Annotated in this window: 16 protein-coding genes; 6 read left to right on the top strand and 10 right to left on the bottom strand. The window is 56.3% G+C overall.

Translation table 11 applies throughout. The annotated features are described in order from the left end of the window. Positions 1-909: 909 nt before the first annotated feature. Positions 910-1,566, bottom strand: a complete 657-nt coding sequence (locus N5J69_RS01680; protein ID WP_279767681.1) for an MgtC/SapB family protein — start codon at positions 1,564-1,566, stop codon at positions 910-912. Positions 1,567-1,750: 184 nt separating this feature from the next. On the opposite strand from N5J69_RS01680, the gene N5J69_RS01675 reads away from it, so the two are divergent. Then, complete coding sequence (locus N5J69_RS01675; RefSeq protein ID WP_279767679.1) at positions 1,751-2,026, top strand: DUF333 domain-containing protein; 276 nt, start codon at positions 1,751-1,753, stop codon at positions 2,024-2,026. Positions 2,027-2,072: 46 nt separating this feature from the next. On the opposite strand, the gene N5J69_RS01670 is transcribed toward N5J69_RS01675, so the two are convergent. Further along, positions 2,073-3,065 carry a 2-hydroxyacid dehydrogenase gene (locus N5J69_RS01670; RefSeq protein ID WP_279767677.1) on the bottom strand — a complete coding sequence of 331 codons (993 nt, stop codon included), beginning with the start codon at positions 3,063-3,065 and terminating at the stop codon, positions 2,073-2,075. Between the two features lie 145 nt (positions 3,066-3,210). Between N5J69_RS01670 and N5J69_RS01665 the strand changes: the two genes are divergently transcribed. The 3 genes from N5J69_RS01665 to N5J69_RS01655 are packed head-to-tail and all read left to right on the top strand — an operon-like array spanning position 3,211 to position 6,373. Continuing rightward, positions 3,211-5,838 (top strand): YdbH family protein, encoded by a 2,628-nt coding sequence (locus N5J69_RS01665; protein WP_279767674.1) that lies wholly within the window; start codon positions 3,211-3,213, stop codon positions 5,836-5,838. Further along, a complete protein-coding gene (locus N5J69_RS01660; protein WP_128086880.1) occupies positions 5,835-6,023 on the top strand; it encodes a YnbE family lipoprotein in 189 nt (62 codons plus the stop codon). Before N5J69_RS01665 ends, N5J69_RS01660 begins: the two co-directional genes overlap by 4 nt. A gap of 11 nt (positions 6,024-6,034) precedes the next feature. Next, a complete protein-coding gene (locus tag N5J69_RS01655; protein WP_279767666.1) occupies positions 6,035-6,373 on the top strand; it encodes a YdbL family protein in 339 nt (112 codons plus the stop codon). Between the two features lie 61 nt (positions 6,374-6,434). On the opposite strand, the gene azoR is transcribed toward N5J69_RS01655, so the two are convergent. Then, positions 6,435-7,034, bottom strand: a complete 600-nt coding sequence (gene azoR, locus N5J69_RS01650) for an FMN-dependent NADH-azoreductase (RefSeq protein WP_279767665.1) — start codon at positions 7,032-7,034, stop codon at positions 6,435-6,437. 257 nt (positions 7,035-7,291) lie between these two features. Here azoR and hrpA point away from each other — a divergent pair, with 257 nt between their 5' ends. After that, complete coding sequence (gene hrpA, locus N5J69_RS01645; protein WP_279767664.1) at positions 7,292-11,194, top strand: ATP-dependent RNA helicase HrpA; 3,903 nt, start codon at positions 7,292-7,294, stop codon at positions 11,192-11,194. Between the two features lie 59 nt (positions 11,195-11,253). Here the strand turns inward: hrpA and N5J69_RS01640 are convergent, their stop codons facing one another. The 5 genes from N5J69_RS01640 to rstA form a co-directional block, all read right to left on the bottom strand. Beyond that, positions 11,254-12,063: a serine protease gene (locus N5J69_RS01640; protein ID WP_279767663.1), complete on the bottom strand. Its 810-nt coding sequence runs from the start codon at positions 12,061-12,063 to the stop codon at positions 11,254-11,256. 275 nt (positions 12,064-12,338) lie between these two features. Continuing rightward, the gene (asr, locus tag N5J69_RS01635) at positions 12,339-12,866 is read right to left on the bottom strand and encodes an acid resistance repetitive basic protein Asr (RefSeq protein WP_279767662.1); all 528 of its coding nucleotides are present in this window, start codon (positions 12,864-12,866) and stop codon (positions 12,339-12,341) included. Positions 12,867-13,023: 157 nt separating this feature from the next. Beyond that, positions 13,024-14,511: a carboxypeptidase M32 gene (locus N5J69_RS01630; protein ID WP_279767661.1), complete on the bottom strand. Its 1,488-nt coding sequence runs from the start codon at positions 14,509-14,511 to the stop codon at positions 13,024-13,026. A gap of 19 nt (positions 14,512-14,530) precedes the next feature. Then, entirely contained in the window at positions 14,531-15,832 is a 1,302-nt protein-coding gene (gene rstB / locus N5J69_RS01625; RefSeq protein WP_279767660.1) for a two-component system sensor histidine kinase RstB, read from the bottom strand. Further along, entirely contained in the window at positions 15,829-16,554 is a 726-nt protein-coding gene (gene rstA / locus N5J69_RS01620) for a two-component system response regulator RstA (RefSeq protein WP_279767659.1), read from the bottom strand. The genes rstB and rstA overlap by 4 nt, the downstream gene beginning before the upstream one ends. Before the next feature lie 178 nt (positions 16,555-16,732). On the opposite strand from rstA, the gene N5J69_RS01615 reads away from it, so the two are divergent. After that, a complete protein-coding gene (locus N5J69_RS01615) occupies positions 16,733-17,146 on the top strand; it encodes a hypothetical protein (RefSeq protein WP_279767658.1) in 414 nt (137 codons plus the stop codon). Between the two features lie 119 nt (positions 17,147-17,265). On the opposite strand, the gene N5J69_RS01610 is transcribed toward N5J69_RS01615, so the two are convergent. Together N5J69_RS01610 and ydgH are read right to left on the bottom strand one after the other, a co-directional pair. Further along, positions 17,266-18,657 carry a basic amino acid/polyamine antiporter gene (locus N5J69_RS01610; protein ID WP_279767657.1) on the bottom strand — a complete coding sequence of 464 codons (1,392 nt, stop codon included), beginning with the start codon at positions 18,655-18,657 and terminating at the stop codon, positions 17,266-17,268. Positions 18,658-18,862: 205 nt separating this feature from the next. After that, positions 18,863-19,816: a DUF1471 family protein YdgH gene (ydgH, locus tag N5J69_RS01605; protein WP_279767656.1), complete on the bottom strand. Its 954-nt coding sequence runs from the start codon at positions 19,814-19,816 to the stop codon at positions 18,863-18,865. Positions 19,817-20,050 lie beyond the last annotated feature (234 nt).

Below are 20,050 nucleotides of genomic sequence, written 5' to 3'. Positions count from 1 at the left end.
ACTTCTCTGCGGTGTTACGAATATGCAGCGTATGGTACGGATTGTTGCCGCGAATGCCAGCACTGGAGTGAAGTTATCAGCGGATTATCGCCGCCAGGGGCATCGGCCAGCGCTACCCGTCAGAACGATTAACCGGAACGCGGTGCTGTGAGAAAAAGCCGGTTTGCGCCGTAAGAGATTAAACCTGCGGCGACGCAGACGATAGAGAGTCAGACAGTGTGAGCTGCTTTATTGGCAGAGGAGAATCTTTAAAACGGACGCGGTTTAATATGCGTTGTTCCGCTGGATCTGAAATAAACCAGGCGTGCTGCAGAATTCCCGAATAAACCGTGCAGCATCAGAGGTATTAAACGCTGAACCTCTTTTCATTCTGCCCGGCGCTGTTACGTGTTGCTGCGTTCTGGTGCAGCCAGACCGGTGTGAATTACTTCATTTACTGCTGCACGCAATTCAGCCACAGGCCCTGAAAATCCAGCGGTAAGCATGATGTAAAAAATGCCTGAGCAATTCAATCAGACCTCTCGCCCCTTTTTCGGCCAGACATTGTCCGGTTTCCAGCGCGTTATTCACCGGGTTTCGATGATACAGAATCAGCATAATGGCCACCGCAGCCACTATCAGCACACTAACCAGCACGCGCAATGAGGGCGGGTCACTTTTCCTCGCGACAGCGGGCAGGGCGTTTTCAGAATGGTCAGTGTTACGGCGCATTTATCCCCGGAGTAAATTATTTCAGACATAAACCATCACGGATTATGCCATTAATTACCGGCAGGCTCTATGTCTCAGGTCAGGCCGAAGGCGTCGCTGATTTTGCGAGCAGATGAACCCGGACAGGGCGTGCAGAGGGCGGTGGCTGCGGATAACCGCCTTCTGCAACGTCAGATGCTGGCCTTAACGCGTCGGGCATTACATCATCTCCAGCGACTGCACGCCCTTGATCTCCATAACCTTGTCATAAAGGTGCGCATCGTTTGATCTGCGGGAGAGCGTCACCTGGACACTGAGTTCACACAGACCGCTCTCTTCATCACGATTGATCACCGTGACATTGCCATAGCGAATGCCTTCCCGCTGCATGACCAGCAGCACCAGCGGCACGCTTTTGGGCTTAAGAAAAACCAGCAGCGTATGGTGTTTGCCGATTAAAAGATGGCTCAGACGGCGGAACACTTCCAGCACCACCAGCGCCAGCACCGTGCCATAGATGCCAATCTCATACATGCCACTGCCGATCACCAGACCAATCGCTGCCGTCACCCACAGGCCCGCCGCTGTGGTTAACCCCTTCACCACCTGCTTCTGGATCATGATGGTGCCTGCGCCAAGAAAGCCCATGCCGCTGACGACCTGAGCTGCAATACGGCTGGGATCGAGTGCCACATGGTCGCTGCTGAGCATATCGGCGAAGCCATATTTCGACACCAGCATAAACATGGCGCTGCCGATGCCGACCAGAATATGGGTGCGCAGTCCTGCTTCTTTGGCCCGCATCTGACGCTCCAGGCCAATCAGACCGCCGAGAATACCGGCCAGCGCGATGCGAATTAACATATCCATTAACATGGCTTTACTCCGAATTAATAAGGGCCAAAAAAGGGTGGCAGTTCAGTGATAACAGGTAAACAAGATAATTCTGCTTGCAAAGTACGCTGCAGAATTTTGTAAAAAGCTGTTTCACCCCTCGACCCCTTGTGCCGCCTGACATATGCTGAGCCAGCCTTTTACCTCAATTCCCGGAGTCTGACTGATGAAAGCAGCCACCTTTTTGCTGGCCGGTGCCGCGCTATTACTCTCTGCCTGCAGCAGCAACAGTGATGATAACGAGCCACCGCAACAGGCCACCGCCGCCCATATCCAGCCACGGGTGGTGATGTCTTCCCTGGCAGAAAGCACCTGCTCGAATGCAGGCGGAACGCTGGCGTTTTCGCATCAGCTGGATGGCTCACGAGTGGGGATGTGTCAGTTGGTGAATGGACGCCGCTGTGATGAGCAGGCGTTGATTGGCGGGCGTTGCGCGCGCTGATAAACAGGCCGGTTTTCACCGGCCCGCATAATCACACAGACATTCGTCAGGCTGACAGTCGGTTCGGGCAGTTTTCACCGCGATCGAGCTGGCTAAGATTACTCAGCGTGGTTTCAGAAATGGCGGTCAGTGCTTCGGCCGTTAAAAACGCCTGATGGCCGGTGAATAAGACGTTATGGCACGCCGACAGACGGCGGAACACATCGTCCTGAATCACATCATTCGACTTATCTTCAAAGAACAGGTCGCGCTCATTCTCATACACATCCATGCCGAGTGCGCCAATTTTCTGCTGTTTAAGCGCGTCAATCGCGGCTTGTGAATCAATCAGGCCACCGCGACTGGTGTTGATGATCATAACGCCATCGCGCATCTGTTTAAACGCGTCGGCGTTAAGCAGATGATGATTCTCCGGCGTCAGCGGGCAGTGCAGCGTAATGACGTGGGATTCAGCAAACAGCGTCTTCAGGTCGACATATTCCGCGCCCAGCTCCAGTGCCTGCGCGCTCGGATAGGGATCAAACGCCAGCAGCCGCATACCAAAACCTTTCAGAATGCGCATCGTCGCAATCCCGATTTTACCGGTGCCGATAACGCCTGCGGTTTTGTTGTGCATGTTGAATCCTGTCAGGCCGTCGAGCGAAAAGTTTGCGTCACGGGTACGCTGATATGCGCGATGAATACGGCGGTTCAGGGTCATCATCAGGCCGATAGCGTGTTCAGCGACCGCTTCCGGTGAGTAAGCGGGCACCCTGACGACCTCCAGACCCAGCGCCTTCGCAGCCTCCAGATCAACATTATTGAAGCCCGCACAGCGCAGCGCGATATATTTCACACCCAATCCGGCCAGCTCTTCGAGTACCGGACGACTGCCGTCATCGTTGACAAAGATGCAGACGGCATCGCAATCCACCGCCGTTTTGGCCGTGCTTTCTGAGAGCAGGAAGTCAAAAAACACCAGCTCAAAGCCGAACTGCTGATTGACCTGCTCAAGGTATTTCTGATCGTAATGTTTGGTGCTGTAAACCGCGATCTTCATCGTTATGCTCCTGCAGAGTGATTAACCAAGGATAACGTTTTCTGGCCGACTTTGCTGAAACAGCTGATTTGCGCCTGGTGCAGGCCTTCACGTCTGGCAGATTACATGCCATCATCCCTGTCAGGATATTGTAAGGAAAAGGATTATGGCTTTTATGCCACGGATTTTCCGGCGACGGCTGGCGGCCATTCTGGCGGTTATCCTGCTGCTGCTCGGCCTGATCTTGACTGTGACGCAATGGCTGCCGCGGCTGGCCGGCATCTGGCTGCCTGACGGGACGCGCATTGAGCTGTCAGGTGCGCCGCGCTGGCGGGAGGGGGGGCTATGGTTGCCGCAGATTCGTTATCTCGCGGGCGACTGCTCGCTGGCAAACGTAAAGGCGGTGTCACTGGGCTGGCATCAGTCGCGCTGGAAACTGAATGCGAGGGAGCTGACGCTGGAGAGCGACTGCCTGCAAAAACTCCCGGCCAGTAACAGCGCGGCTGCACCCAAAACGCTGGCTGAATGGCAGGCAATGCTGCCTGGCGCCGATGTTCATCTGGGCAAACTGGTTGTTGCGCCGTGGCAGACGTATGCGGGTGCGCTGGATCTGACGCTGGAAAAAGATCGCCAGCAACTTCATTACCACGGCGATAACCTGCAGCTGGCGGCAACGCTGACCGGTCAGCAGCTCGCGATCTCTCGCCTGACACTCACCCATCCTGCATTGCCTGAACCCGTCACGCTGAGCGGTCATCTGGCGCTACCCACCTTTGCGACCGATCTGCCGGTCGATGGCGAGGTGGCCGGACAGCTGACGCTGGTCGCGCTGCCACATCCGCTGCAAGTGACGCTTAACTGGCAGGAGCAGCAGGGCGAACTGCGTGTGGCGATGGCGGAGGAGAAACGGCCGCTTCTCAGACTGCCCTGGCAGGTCAGCCGCGAGCAGATTCGGATTGAAAAGGGCGAATACTTCTGGCCCCAGGCGGCTCAGCCGCTGTCCGGGTTTGTTAACCTGACGCTGGATAACTGGCAGTCGGGCCTTGAAAGCAGCCAGATTAGCGGGCGGATTAACCTGCTGACCCAGGGACGTGGCGGCAAGGGCAACGTGGTGTTGGGTATCGGTCCCGGCAACCTCAGTCTGACCCATAGTAACCTGCCGTTTCAGCTGACCGGTGAAAGCAAGCTGGCCGAACTGCAACTTTACGGCTCGATTCCGGGCGTGCTCAGCGGTTCGCTGCTCGACCCTCAGCTGGTGCTGCAACCTAAATCGCTGCTCCGCCTGCGTGGCCGGCTTCTCTCCACGCTGGAAGTAGACGAAGCGCGCTGGCCGCTGGCGGGCGTTCGGCTCTCCTCACAGGGTATCGCGGGTCGCCTGCAGGCCATTCTCAACGCGCACGATGCCAGTTTTGGCCGCTTCCGGCTGCATCTTGATGGTCGCGCCACAGATTTCTGGCCCGATAAGGGCGAATGGAACTGGCGCTACTGGGGCGGAGGCGAGATGCTGCCGCTGCAGGCACGCTGGGATGTTAAAGGCACCGGCGGCTGGCACGACACGCTGATCCATCTTGATACCCTGTCTGCCGGTTTCAATCAGCTGGCTTACGGCAGCGTCAACGTGGCAAAACCGCGCCTGACGCTGACTGAACCGGTCAACTGGCAACGTGATGCGACAGTCCCTTCTTTTAACGGCCATTTCAGACTGCAGGCGGGGCCGACCCGTTTCAGTTACGGCGGCGGTCTGGCTGATTCTGCGCTCGACTTCGAAGCCAAAGGCCGGGATCCCGGCCATTTCCTCTGGCGGGGCGCGTTAAAAGCGGGCAAGGTTGGCCCGCTGCGGGTAAATGGCCGCTGGGACGGTGAGCGACTGCGCGGTCAGGCCTGGTGGCCTGCACAGTCACTGAAGGTATTTCAGCCGCTGCTTAGCCCCGATATGAAAATGCAGATCCAGGGCGGCAGTTTGCAGGCACAGGTTGCGTTTTCTGCCGCTGCTGATCAGGGCTTTCAGGCCGGAGGCCACTGGACGGTCAGACAGGGCAGCGTCTGGACCCCGGACAGCCAGGTGAACGGCATCGACTTCTCGCTGCCGTTTCGCTTCCGCCAGCAGCAGTGGCAGTTTGGTCAGCATGGCCCGGTCTCACTGCGGATTGCCGAGGTGAAGAACCAGTTTGCGATGCAGAATATTCGCGCCGATCTGCAGGGGAACTGGCCGTGGTCTGAACAGGCACCGCTGACGCTGCAGGATGTCAGCCTCGATCTGCTGGGTGGACAAATCACGCTGCCCTCCCTGCGTATGCCCCAGCATGAGCCCGCCCGCGTATCGCTGCGTCAAATCAGCCTTAGTGAGCTGGTCACGGCGCTGAAACCAAAACAGTTTGCGATGTCGGGCAGGGTTAACGGCGAGCTGCCGCTCTGGCTCAATAACCCCCGCTGGCTGGTGGAGAAAGGGTGGATTGCGAATAGCGGTCCGCTGACCTTCCGGCTGGACAAAGATATGGCAGATGCCATTACCCGTAACAACGTAGCGACCGGCGCAGCCCTGGACTGGTTACGCTACATGGAAGTCTCACGCAGCTGGGCCACGATTAATCTGGATAACCTTGGCGACCTTACCATGGAAGCACAGGTGCAGGGCGTCAGCCAGTTCAGTAACCGTCGGCAGACGGTCAATCTTAATTATCATCATCAGGAAAACCTGTTTCAGCTCTGGCGCAGCCTGCGCTTTGGCGATAATTTGCAATCCTGGTTAGAGCAACATGCGACTTTGCCATCGAACAAGGACACCTCACCATGAGCCTGAAGGCGCTACTGGTAATGGCAGCCGGACTGCTGAGCATCGGCTGCGTGCCGCGCATTGAAGTCACGGCACCCAAAGATCCCATTACCATCAACATGAATGTAAGAATCGAGCATGAGATCCACATCAAAGTCGATAAGGATGTGGAAGCGTTACTGAAAAATCAGAGCGGTCTGTTCTGAGGAGAGCCACGATGAAACGCATAAGTGCGGCGCTGTTACTCGCCCTGGCGATGGTGCAGCCTGTCCGGGCCCTGACGCTGGATCAGGCACGGCAATCAGGCCAGGCAGGCGAAACGCTTTCAGGCTATCTGGCGGCACGTTCACAGGACAGTGACACGCTGGCGCTGGTGCAGCGTATTAATGCCGGACGCAAACAGGCGTATCAGCAACTGGCAGAGCAGAATAATCTTTCCACGGCCGACATTGCCAGCATTGCCGGACAGAAGCTGGTGAGTCGTGCGGCTGCGGGGGAGTATGTGCGCGGTATTAACGGTCAGTGGCTGAGAAAAGAGGCGGGGGCCAGCCAGTAACGGGCAAAAACCGGGCGCGTGGCCCGGTTGAGTTACGGCGTCAATTCAGGATGGTGCTGAATCAGGCGGTAACGATCTGCTTAATCGCGTCTTTCGCTTCAGCGGTGGCTTTGCTGGCGACCTCCGGACCGTACGCGATGCCTTCAGCAAACACGAACTCCACGTCAGTGATGCCGATGAAGCCCAGGAACAGCTTAACGTAAGGGGTCAGCAGATCGGTTGGGGTATCTTTGTGAATGCCGCCACGGCTTGAGATCACCACAGCAGTTTTGCCTTTCACCAGACCTTCCGGGCCTGCTTCGGTGTAGCGGAACGTTACGCCAGCACGTGCAATCAGGTCGAAATAGTTTTTCAGCTGGGTCGGAATGTTAAAGTTGTACATTGGCGCGGCAATCACCACTTCATCATGCGCCTGAAGTTCTGCAATCAGTTCATCAGACAGGTCCAGTGCTTCCTGCTGACGCGGTGACAGTGGCGCTTCGGAAGGACGCATTGCACCCACTAACTCGCCATCCAGAACCGGAATCGGGTTAGCTGCCAGGTCACGTACGGTAACCTCTTTACCCTGTGCTTTTGCCTGTTCAACGTAGAAGTCAGCGAGCTGGCTGGATTGTGAGTAGCCTGCAAGGATGCTTGATTTCAGAACTAAAACTTTGCTCATGGTGGTTTCCTGTCTGTTACGCGGAAGACTTTCCGCTCAATGGTTTACACTCTACGGTTATCGATGGCGCGGTGAAAGCGCAATATTTCGAGACCCATGTTCGAATTTATTGAATAAGCGTAACCGGGGCCTGCCGCCGGAACGGTTCAGAATGTGCTATGATGCGCGCAATTATTTTTATTGAATCAGCTGGTTATCCCGGCTTTCAGGGCGCTGCTTTGTGCAGCGACACCGTCTGAGTAAGGTACGTCATTATTATGTCATCTTCCGATACATCCCCACTGGCCTCGCTCTGGTCACGGCTTGACGGTTTAATGCTGCGCGATCGTCAGCGGCTGCAGCGCCGTTTACAGGGGGCGCGAAAAGCTAAAAATCCCGAGGCACAGCAGGGCATCGCCAGCGAGCTGGAGCAGGAATTCATCGCCGCCGAACAGCGCGTGGTCCAGCGCCGTGCGGCTACGCCCGCGATTACCTTCCCGGATAATCTGCCCGTCAGTCAGAAGCAGCAGGATATTGCAGAGGCAATTCGCGACCATCAGGTGGTGATTGTCGCCGGTGAAACCGGCTCGGGTAAAACCACGCAGCTGCCAAAAATCTGTCTGGCGCTGGGACGCGGTGTCACCGGTTTAATTGGTCATACGCAACCGCGCCGTCTGGCTGCTCGCACCGTGGCGAATCGCATTGCCGATGAACTCAGCACCTCGCTGGGCGGCTGCGTCGGCTATAAAGTGCGGTTCAACGACCAGGTCAGCGATCTGACGCAGATTAAACTGATGACCGACGGGATCCTGCTGGCGGAGATTCAGCAGGATCGCCTGCTGATGCAATATGACACCATCATCATTGATGAAGCGCACGAACGCAGCCTGAACATCGACTTCCTGCTCGGTTATCTGCGCGAACTGTTGCCGCGTCGCCCCGATCTGAAGGTGATTATTACTTCCGCGACCATCGACCCGCAGCGCTTCTCTCGTCATTTCAATAATGCGCCGGTCATCGAGGTCTCTGGCCGGACCTATCCGGTTGAGGTGCGCTACCGTCCGGTGGTTGAAGAGGCAGATGATGGCGACCGCGATCAGCTGCAGGCAATTTTTGATGCGGTGGATGAACTGGGCCGGGAAAGTCGCGGCGATATCCTGATCTTCATGAGCGGTGAGCGCGAGATACGCGATACCGCCGACGCGCTGAACAAACGCGACCTGCCGCACACCGAAGTGCTGCCGCTCTATGCACGACTCTCAAACGCTGAACAGAACCGGGTGTTTCAGTCGCACAGTGGCCGTCGCATTGTGCTGGCGACCAACGTCGCTGAGACCTCGCTGACGGTACCTGGGATTAAATATGTGATCGATCCCGGCACGGCGCGTATCAGTCGCTACAGCTTCCGGACCAAAGTGCAGCGTCTGCCGATTGAGCCGATTTCCCAGGCCTCCGCCAACCAGCGTAAAGGACGTTGCGGGCGTGTCTCAGACGGTATCTGTATTCGTCTTTATGCAGAAGATGACTTCCTGAGTCGTCCGGCTTTTACCGATCCTGAAATCCTGCGCACCAACCTGGCGTCGGTGATCCTGCAGATGACCTCGCTGGGACTTGGCGATATCGCTGCCTTCCCGTTTGTGGAAGCACCCGATAAACGCAACATTCAGGATGGTGTCCGCCTGCTGGAAGAGCTGGGCGCGCTGACGCTGAATGAAGAGACCGGACATTACAAACTCACCGGCTCCGGGCGTCAGCTGGCGCAGCTGCCGGTCGATCCGCGTCTGGCGCGGATGGTGCTGGAAGCGCAGAAGTTTGGCTGCGTGCGCGAAGTGATGATTATCACTGCGGGCCTGTCGATTCAGGATCCGCGCGAGCGTCCGGCTGAGAAAAAGCAGGCGTCCGATGAGAAGCACCGGCGCTTTGCAGACAAAGATTCCGACTTCCTGGCCTATGTGAATCTCTGGAACTACCTGGCAGAGCAGCAGAAAGCGCTGTCCGGCAACCTTTTCCGCCGCCAGTGCAAAAGTGACTTCCTTAATTATCTGCGCGTACGGGAATGGCAGGATATTTACACCCAGCTGCGGCAGGTGGTACGTGAACTGGGGATCCCGGTTAACAGCGAACCGGCTGAGCTGCAGCCCGTTCACTGCGCGCTGCTCAGCGGTCTGCTGTCGCATATCGGTCAGAAAGATACCGATAAACAGGAGTATACCGGCGCACGCAATACCCGCTTCGCCATCTTCCCCGGCTCCGGGCTGTTTAAAAAACCGCCGAAGTGGACCATGGTGGCAGAACTGGTGGAGACCAGCCGCCTGTGGGGGCGCACGGCGGGGCGGATTGAGCCGGAGTGGATCGAGCCACTGGCGCAGCATCTGATCAAGCGCAGCTACAGTGAACCGCACTGGGAGAAATCACAGGGTGCGGTGATGGCCGCCGAAAAGGTGACGCTCTATGGCCTGCCGATTGTCGCCGCGCGCAAGGTGAATTATGGCAGCATCGATCCGACGCTGAGCCGTGAGCTGTTTATCCGTCACGCGCTGGTGGAGGGCGACTGGCAGACCCGTCACGCTTTTTTCCGCGCTAATCAGAAGCTGCGCAGTGAAGTCGAGGATCTGGAACATAAATCCCGTCGTCGCGACATTCTGGTGGATGACGAAACGCTGTTCGCGTTTTATGACCAGCGCATTGGCAAACAGGTGGTATCGGCGAAGCATTTTGACAGCTGGTGGAAACAGGCCAGCCGTGAAAACGCGGAGTTGCTGAACTTCGACAAGCAGATGCTGATTAAAGAGGGCGCGGATAAAGTCAGCCAGCTTGATTACCCGAACTTCTGGCATCAGGGCAACCTTAAACTGAAGCTGAGTTATCAGTTCGAGCCGGGTGCTGATGCCGATGGCGTGACGGTGCATATTCCGCTGCCGCTGCTGAATCAGATTGAAGACAGCGGCTTTGAATGGCAAATCCCTGGCGTACGTCGTGAGCTGATCATCGCACTGATCAAGTCACTGCCCAAGCCGCTGCGCCGCAACCTGGTGCCCGCACCCAATTACGCCGAGGCGTTCCTGGGACGGGTTAATGCGATGGAGATGCCGCTGCCTGATGCCCTGTCGCGTGAGTTTCGCCGCATGACCGGCGTCACGCTGGAGCGGGAGAACTGGCAGTGGGAACAGGTGCCCGATCATCTCAAAATGACCTTCCGTGTGCTGGATGAGCACAACCGCACACTGCTGGAAGGCAAAGACCTCACCGCGCTCAAGGCGCAGCTGAAAGGTAAAGTGCAGGAAACGCTGTCGAAAGTGGCGGATGACGGGCTGGAGCAGCGGGGTCTTCATATCTGGAGCTTTGGCGAATTGCCGCGAAGCTACGAACAGAAACGCGGCAGCTACAAGGTCAAAGCCTGGCCTGCGCTGGTCGACGAGAAAGAGAGCGTTGCCATTCGCCTGTTTGACAGCGAGCAGGAGCAGCAGAAAATGATGTGGCGCGGTCAGCGTCGTCTGCTGCTGCTGAATGTGCCGTCACCGGTTAAATATCTGCACGAGAAGCTGCCGAACAAGGCCAAGCTGGGCCTCTATTTTAACCCTTATGGCAAAGTAATGGAGCTGATCGACGACTGTATTGCCTGTGGCATCGATAAACTGATGGGAGAAGCGGGCGGTCCGGCCTGGGATCAGACCTCGTTTGAGCAGTTGCGTGACAAGGTACGTGGCGAACTCAATGAGACCGTGGTTACCATCGCGAAGCAGGTTGAGCAGATCCTCACGGCCGTTTTCAACATCAATAAGCGGCTGAAGGGACGAGTCGACATGACGATGGCGCTGGCGTTGTCTGACATCAAAGCGCAGTTAAGTGGCCTAGTCTATCGCGGTTTTGTCACCGGTAACGGCTGGCAGCGACTGGCTGATACGCTGCGTTACCTGCATGGCATTGAGCGTCGGCTCGAAAAACTGCCTGCCGATCCACACAGCGATCGCGCACGTATGCTAAAAGTGCAGGCAGTGGAACAGGCTTATCAGGCGTGGCGCAACAAATTGCCACCGCAGCGTCAGGATGACGAAGAGGTGCAGAGCATCCGCTGGATGATTGAGGAGCTGCGCATCAGCTATTTTGCTCAGCAGCTGGGTACGCCATATCCCATCTCAGATAAGCGTATTTTGCAGACGATGGAACAGATAGCGGGTTAAACGCACCGTGTGCGCGCCGTAACAGGCGCGCACACGGTAGTCAGGTCTGAAAGGACGGGTTACTGCGCGAGAGATTCCAGCTTATCTTTAAACGAGGTCACTGAAATGGCGCGGTTGTCAGCCAGATAGCGATCTTTCGCTGCCGGTGCTGAGCTTTGTACCGCGATTAACTGCCAGCCTTTATCGCTTTTGAGCAGCAGCGGTGAGCCACTGTCACCCGGCAGGGTGTCACACTGATGCGACAGCACGGCGCGCTGCGCCCAGCCGGTAATCAGGCAATCGCTGTGCGAGTAGAGCGTATCCAGATGATCAGCCGGATAGCCCGCCTGCGTCACCTTGCGACCGGTCAGCTTCAGCGCGGCAGTGAGATCGCTGCGTGATCCGTCAAACAACGGAATTGGCGTTATCGCTGAAGGCGGATTGCGTAAAATCACGAGGCCGTAGTCAAAGGGTGCTGCACTGCTCGGCACGATCCAGCCTTCCCCATCCGCTTTTAATTTTGATGCCAGCGAGGGTTCAACCCGCGCATCAATATCATGAAGCTCGTAACGCCAGCCTTTATCACTGGCCATAAATCGCAGCGCCACCGGCTTATCGAAATTACCCGGCGGGGAGAGCAGGCAGTGTCCCGCCGTCAGCGCCAGATGCGGAGAGATGAGCGTGGCAGTACAGAGGTTGCCGCTTTCGGTTTCCAGCTGACCAATGGCATCCCAGGGGGCAGCGGTAATATCGGTGATTGCCTGGCGATGATCCTTGCCGAAGAACAGCATCTTAATTTCAGCAGGAGTGGGCGAGTCATCGTCATCATCGGCATGAACCGTGGTGGCAAAGCTGAAGAGTCCAACCATTAACAGGGTAGCCAGGCGCATAGAAATCTCAATGGCGAGAAAATGAACGTTATTGTTATTACGTAAGTACGGTAACTATAGTCGGTGAGCGTTAAAAAAGGGAGTTTTATTGGTTAATCAGTACGCTACAGCGGCTAAATAAAAAAGCTGGCTGCAACAATGCCACACAGGATCATAACAAGCAGAATAATTTCGAAGCGATAGCGACGCACCATTTCATCCACTCCAGTAAAGAAACACCCGGCAGAACCGGGTGTTTTTAGTCAATATCTCGTGGCCGTGCGCTGAAGGCGACCTTAGTTTTTAGCAGCTGGTTTCACAACTTTTTTGTGGTGAACTTTTTTAGCGGCCTGGGCTTTCTGAGCAGGTTTTACCGCTTTTTTGTGGTGAACTTTTTTAGCAGCCTGGGCTTTCTGTGCAGCTGGCTGAGTCGCTTTTTTGTGGTGAACTTTTTTAGCAGCCTGGGCTTTCTGTGCAGCTGGCTGGGTCGCTTTTTTGTGGTGAACTTTTTTAGCGGCCTGTGCTTTCTGTGCAGCAGGTTTTACCGCTTTCTTGTGGTGAACTTTTTTAGCAGCCTGCGCTTTCTGCGCTGCATCTTTTTTCACCGCTTTTTTGTGGTGTTTCTTAGCAGCCTGGGCTTTCTGAGCCGCTTTATGGTGTTTCTTGTGCGCAGTTTTGTGAACGGTTTTAGCCGGTGCTGCAGCAGTAGTCGTTGTGGTTGTTGCGGCTGGGGCAGCAGCTGGAGCAGCTGTGGTATCAGCAGCGAAAGCAACAGAAGACATACCCATAGCAGCGGCGACAACCAGTGCAAATAATTTTTTCATTGCAAATCCCTCGGACTCTTTTTTCATGTGTAGCCCACTGCGGGGCCGGTGAAGAGACTATAGGGAAATCAATAAACGGTGTCCGTGGGTGTTTGGTATCGGCGTGTAACCGATTGTACAAAGGCGGGAAAGGGCGGTCAGCAGACCGCCCGGACGGCTAGCTATTCAGGTAGCGTTGTTCAAGATGCTGGCGGAAGAACGCCGGATTCAGCGCTTCGCCGGTCGCGTTGATCAGCAACGAATCAGTAGAGAAACGGCTGCCGTGCTGCCAGATATTCTGTTGCAGCCAGTCAAACACCGGCTGTAGTTCACCGTGCTGAATCAGCTCGCTGAGCTGAGGAATGGCCTTCTGCACTGACCGGAACAGCTGCGCGGCGTACATTGCGCCCAGCGTATAGGTCGGGAAGTAGCCGAATGCGCCATCGGTCCAGTGGATATCCTGCATACAGCCATCGCGGTAATTACCACGTGTATCCAGACCCAGCGACTGCATCATTTTCTCATCCCACAGCGTGGGGATATCCTCAACCTCAATTTCACCTTCGATCAGCGCCTGCTCGATTTCGTAGCGCAGAATGACATGTGCCGGGTAGCTGAGCTCATCGGCATCAACCCGGATCAGGCCGGGTTTTACCTGCTGCGTCAGGCGCACGAAATTGTCCGCCTGCAGGGCGGGCTGATTTCCAAAGGCGGCGATGACCTGCGGCAGAATACGCTGCAGGAATTCGCGACTGCGACCAAGCTGCATCTCCATAAACAGGCTTTGAGATTCGTGGATAGCCGTGGAACGCGCCAGCGCCACCGGCTGACCGCGCCACTGCTGCGGCAGGTTTTGCTCATAGCGGGCATGACCGGTTTCGTGAATAACGCCCATCATGGCACTGAGAAACTCATTCTCGTTGTAGCGGGTTGTGATGCGCACATCTTCCGGCACGCCGCCGCAGAAGGGATGCGCACTGATGTCCAGCCGGCCATGATTAAAGTCGAAGCCCAGGGTCTCCATGATGTTCAGGCCGAGCTGTCGCTGTGCAGTCAGGGCAAACGGCCCCTGCGGCGTGATGACCGGTTGATGTGCCTGTTTCTCCACGACCTGCTGCAGGAGATCGGGCAGCCAGGTTTTCAGTTCGCCAAAGGTTTCATCCAGGCGGGCGCGGGTCATACCCGGCTCATACAGATCCAGCAGGGCATCATAACGGGAACAGCCACTGGCATCGGCGCGACGCTGAGCCTCTTCGCGGCTAAGGCGCACCACCTCTTTGAGGTTGGCGGCAAAGCCCTGCCAGTCGTTAGCGGGACGCTGGCTGCGCCACGCATGTTCACATACCGAACCGGCGATGGATTTGGCTTCAACAAAATCATCAGGCAGCAGGGTGGCCTGCTGGTAAGCACGCTGCATCTCGTTGAGATTGGCCCGCTCGACATCGTTCAGTGACTGCTGTTCAGCAGCCTTGAGCCACTCACCCACCTGCGGGGCGGTCAGGATCTGGTGCTGCAACACGCTCATCTCGGCCAGCGCTTCACCCCGCGCCTGGCTGCCGCCAGGTGGCATAGTGGTTTGCATGTCACAGCCCGCGATTGCCGTCACGTGGCTGAAACGGGAAAGGCGCTGGAAGGTTTTGGTAAGTTGCTGATACGCTGAGGTCACGTAAGACTCCTTGTGGTTTTTAACGCAGCGGAATTTCCCGCAAGGTTAGATCAACCGGCCAGCAAAAGCGAACGCTGGCACCGCCCAGCGGACTGGACTCAATGGTCACATTGCCGCTCAGTGCCTGCGCAATGGAGTGAACAATCGCCAGGCCGAGTCCACAGCCCCCTGTGGCGCGATCGCGGCTGGGGTCAAGCCGGACAAAGGGTTCAAAAACCCGTTCACGTTCCTCGGGTGGAATGCCAGGACCGTCATCCTCCACCTGCAGACACCCAACCGGACCGTCGAACCACAGACTGACGCGGAGGCGCTGCTGCGCATAACGCAGCGCGTTATTCACCAGGTTATCCAGCACCCGCTCCATCAGCCGGGTGTCAGAAACGCCGATGTTTTCACGCTGCGGCAGGTCAAGATCAAGCCGCACGTCGGGATTAATGGTGCGGAAATCGTCAAGCCGCTCGCGAAGCCAGCTGGCAAGATCCAGCGATTTCAGGTTGAGATCAACGCGCGGGCGGTCAAGGCGCGCATAGGTCAGCAGTTCCTCAATCAGGCTTTCAAGCTGACCGATATCACGATTCAGCGCTACCCGTTCGCCATCGGTGAGGTTGTCACTCATCTCCAGCCGGTATCGCAGGCGCACCAGCGGTGTACGCAGCTCATGCGCAATGCCGTCAATCAGCTGTTTCTTGCTGACGACCAGCGTATTGATGTTCTCGGCCATCTGGTTAAAGGCGATGCCAAGCCGGAACAGGCTGGAGGTGCTGTCAAAATGGGTGCGCACATCCAGCTCGCCCCGGCCAAAACGCTGCGCCGCTTTTTCCAGTCGCTGCATCTCCTGCCAGTGAGGGCGGAGCCAGATAAATACCGGCAGCGCCAGCGACATGCCAATAAACACCAGCAGCGCAATATCCAGCAGTCGCATCTGATGCAGATAGAAGAGATACGGAATCGGCCCTACCGACAAGACATAGTGGCTGCGCGGAATATGCTGCAGAAAGGTGTATTGATCGTCCAGCGCCACGATCTCCCCGGCGCGTAACCGGCGCATGTTGGCTTCATCAAGCTGATATTTGTTCATCGGCTCAATGTGCAGGTCGAACGACAGGCCAAGATCGAGGCTCTTAATGGTTTTGTTCCAGTCGCGCGGCGGGATCTCTCGCAGTTCACTGCGGATCAGGTAGAGCGAGCTGGCCATCAGGTCATTCATTGACTGTCTGCCCGCACGCTCAGCGGTGAACTTGTAGACCAGCCCCACCAGCAGCGCCATTACCAGAAAGCAGACAAACAGCAGCAGATAGAACTGAATAAAGAGCTTTCTCATAGGTCGCGGGTGTCCCAGGCCTGGGGCGCAAACAGATAGCCTTTGTTACGGATAGTTTTAATGCGGAAGGGCTCGGTGGCGCTGTCGTGGAGCTTTTTGCGCAGACGTGAGATGGCGACGTCAATGCTGCGATCCAGCCCGTCGTAACTGACGCCACGCAAGGTTTTCAGCAGCGCATCCCGGTTAAGCGTCTGACCCGCATGACTGGCGAGGACCCACAGCAGATCGAAATCTGCGGTGGAGAGGGCGATCTGCTCATCAAACAGCGTCACCTGGCGATTCAGGGCATCAATGGTCAGCGAGCCAAAACGCAGCATACGGTTTGCAGCCGGTGCGGTGGGCGTATCTTCCGGCTGCCCATGCTGGGACTGACGCAGATGCAGACGCAGGCGGGCCAGCAGTACGGCCGGTGGTGTGGTTTTCAGGATGTAATCCTGTGCCCCCATCTCCAGGGCCAGAATATGGTTCATATCGCTGTCCAGTGAGGTGAGCAGCACAATCGGTCCCTGCCAGTTGGCCCGCAGGTCGCGACAGATGGTCATGCCATCTTTGCCCGGCAACATGATATCCAGCATCACCAGGTCGGGCTGCTGTTCAGCGATTACCGCTTCAGCACGGTCGCCACGTGTTTCAACAATCACCTCAATATCGTGACGGCCCAGATAGGCCGCAATCAGTGAACCCACTTCGGGTTCATCTTCTACATAAACAATTTTGTTCATAGTTCACAAGGCAGAAACAGGGATGGGTGAAAGCATATCTTTTCCTGGTCCTGAGCTCTACGTTACCGCACGAAATATCCGTGGCTTGCTGGTATATAACCGGCAAAATGTGCAATCATTAGCGCGGCCTTTTTGCGCCAGGTTTGGGATATTGATGATTACCATGAGGAGCGTTAGTGTGTCTGATAAAGAGCTGGCATCAGCCATATACCCCGACCGCATCTGCTTCAATTACAGTGACTTTCTTTCCGCTTCCTGCAAAAAGCGCTGGAGCTTCGTCGATGCTATTTATGGTGTGATGCCGATATTTGGCATGGTGACACGTAAATCGGCACACCGCTTACAGGGCAGTGACGACCCGTTAAAAGAATTAGCATTACAAATCATTTCGACCCAGGTCAGCGACGAAATTAACATCGCTCGCCTGATTACGCTCGCAGAACAGCAGCAGATTAGTCGCTTCGATATCCAGCTCCCTTATCCGCTTTCGCTGGAGCAGCTGGACGCCATCCACTATGAATATGCGAAGCCGCTGAATCTCGCACAGCAGGATGACCTGCTGTGTGTCTCCCTTCCGGTACAGTCACACTAAGCGCCACTCCCCATCGGGTTTTTTATTCGGCAGACTGAACCCGGGCAGTGCTCACGATCCTTACGTATCAGGTGTACGCCAGGCTGTTTCGCACTGCCTGAATCAGGCCGGAAAAAGCGCTACGCTGTCAGCTGCCACACCGCGGGCAGCGTGGCGGCAATCAGCAATCCCATCGCAATCCGCTCCAGCGAAGTCAGCGCAACATCTGCGCGGCCGCCGCGTCGTGCAAACAGAAACAGCAGCAGGCCCGGCGTGTAGAGCACCACTGACATCATCAGGTGTAAGGGGCCCGAGGCGTACAATAACCAGATGCCATACAGACTGGCACCGAGGCCAGTCGCCATCGCCAGCGGCTTACGCTGTCCGCGCACGACTTTAATCAGGTATAACCCCACCAGCAGATAGGGCACCAGGATCATTTCAGAGGCGATGGTCAGCAGGTTGTTGTAGTCAGCCCCGGTCAGGGCAATCAGGATCAGGCATAACTGAATGCTGCCGTTGGTCAGCCACAGCGAGGCAGCCGGGGCGTTATGGCGGTTTTGCCGGGCGATACTGCGTGGAAAGGCGCCCTGTTGCGCGGCAATCAGCGGCACTTCCGCAGCCATGATCGTCCAGCTCAGGTAGGCACCGCACACAGAGATAATCAGGCCTGCCGCAATAACGGCATCGCCCCAGTTGCCCATCAGGCGGGTCATCAATCCGGCCATTGACGGGTTACGCATCTCTGCCAGCTCAGCGCGGGGCACTACGCCCAGCGACAGCAGCGTTACCAGCAGATAAACCAGTAGCGCAGCCAGCACGGCGAACAGGGTTGCACGGCCCACATCTTTTTTCTGGCGTGCGCGCGCAGAGACCACCACGGCACCTTCAACCCCGATAAAGACCCACAGGGTAATCAGCATCGTTTGTTTGATTTGCTCCCAGAGTGGTTTTCCCAGCGTGACGCCGGAAAAATCGAAGCGAAAGCGATCATAGTTGAACGCCATCACCGCCAGCACAATAAACAGCAGCAGCGGCACCAGCTTGCCCATCGTTGCCATCAGATTGATGCTGGCCGCGGTCTGCACGCCGCGCAGCACCAGCCAGTGAACCAGCCACAACAGCACAGACGCACCCAGCATCGCCTGCCAGGTGTTGCCATCCCCGAAAATTATCCGATCGGGCGTATCGGTGAAGAAGCTCAGGGCGGAGAAGACAATGACCAGATAGGAGACATTGGCGATAACGGCGCACAGCCAGTAGCCCCAGGCTGAACAGAAGCCCATCAGTTCGCCAAATCCGGCGCGCGCGTAGGTAAAGATGCCGCCGTCCAGTTCGGGTTTAAAGCGGGTCAACAGCAACATCGCCAGCGACAGAAAAATGATGCCGACACCGGTAATCAGCCACCCCAGCAGCAGCGCCGCCGGACCGGCTACTGCGGCCATGTTTTGCGGCAAACTGAACACCCCTGCGCCCAGCATTGAGCTGAGTACCAGCGCCGTCAGCGCACCGAGACCTAATTTTTTCTCCAAAACAACCTTCCCGCTAGCATATATGGCTGGGTAAATCGGATTTCATCACTGGGTTATCGCAGCGCAGCGGCAAATGACAGGGACAATATCCGGTAAAACAGGCGGAGGATTTTACGGAGAGTGGCAGGGGATGGCAATGCGTGACTATGCATAACAGCGCAGGAATTATGCAAACAGCAGGGCGGCAGGTGCCGCCCTGAGGGGATTACTTAAACAGGTCAGCCGTGACGGTCAGGTTACCGCCACTCTGGTTCTGCCACTGGCGGGTAACGTGATAGAACTTCGCACCTTTGTCTGCCGCACGCTTCGCCACTTCTTCAGAGATGGCGGTTGGCGTACCGAAGTGACCGGTGAAGGTAACCGTATCAAACGGCTGCATCTGTGCGGCAGTGACGGCGTTCACTTCCTGCACGGATTTACCGTTTGGCAGATTCACCGTGTAGCGCTTACCGGTAGAGCTTTGAGTTTCGAAGAAACGGCCCACTTTATTGCTGGGGGTTTCAGACGACGCGACGCCAGGAATTTCAACGTTAGCTGCCGCAGCGCCACCGGTTGCCAGCGCGGCTTTACCCGCTTCTGAATCGGCTGGAATGGCATTTGGGGTCTGGACCTTACGTTCTTTGGCATCCGCTTTGTAGACATAGGCAGTGACATACTGATTGCCGCCGCTGTTGGCATCGATCTGGCGAACGATAAAGAAGGAGGCCGCGCCTTTCTGTCTGGCGGCTTTCGAAATTGCGTCATTCACATCCGGCTGGCTGGCGAAGAAGCCGCTGACCGACACGGTATCGAACGGTTCGAGCTTGTAGGCTTCTGCTTTTGGCAGTTCATTCACGCCGTTGAAACGACGGTATGTCGTGGACTGCGTGGCAGCCGGGGCATCCGCTTTATAAAGGTCAGCGGTGACGCGCCAGTTTCCGCTGTTGCCGTTGCTGTCGTTGATCGCCTGGATGTAATAAGAGGCAGCGCCCATCTGATCTGCACGCTTAGAGACCGCATCGGCTGCGTCGCCAATTGCGTTGAAACGGCCGGTGATATTAATACGTTCGAATGGCTTCAGCGCGGCCGCTTTTTCTGGCGTTAACTCCTGCGCAGCGAATGCATTGGCTGCCAGCAGGGACAACAGAGTGGACGCCAGAATAGTGTTCTTCAGCTTCATAAAAATAATCCTTCGCCTTACGCAAAAATGAGTACGAAAACGTGCTGGACTCTTGATGTATAACAGATTAGGCGCTGATTATTGCATGTTATAAACAGACTGTCGCAGCGATTTTTTGTGTCAGATCGCGTTATTCAACCATGATTTTTTCATTTGTTTGTCATCAAACGCAGTTATGGCCCGTTTTAACGAGGGTTACCACTAAAAGCGGTAACTATTAACGCTTAAACAGTT

Source organism: Pantoea sp. GD03673, assembly GCF_029844725.1.
Classification (GTDB): Bacteria; Pseudomonadota; Gammaproteobacteria; order Enterobacterales; family Enterobacteriaceae; genus Pantoea.
Note: the sequence above shows the minus strand (reverse complement) of the source record. Positions and strands in the feature narration are given on the sequence as shown.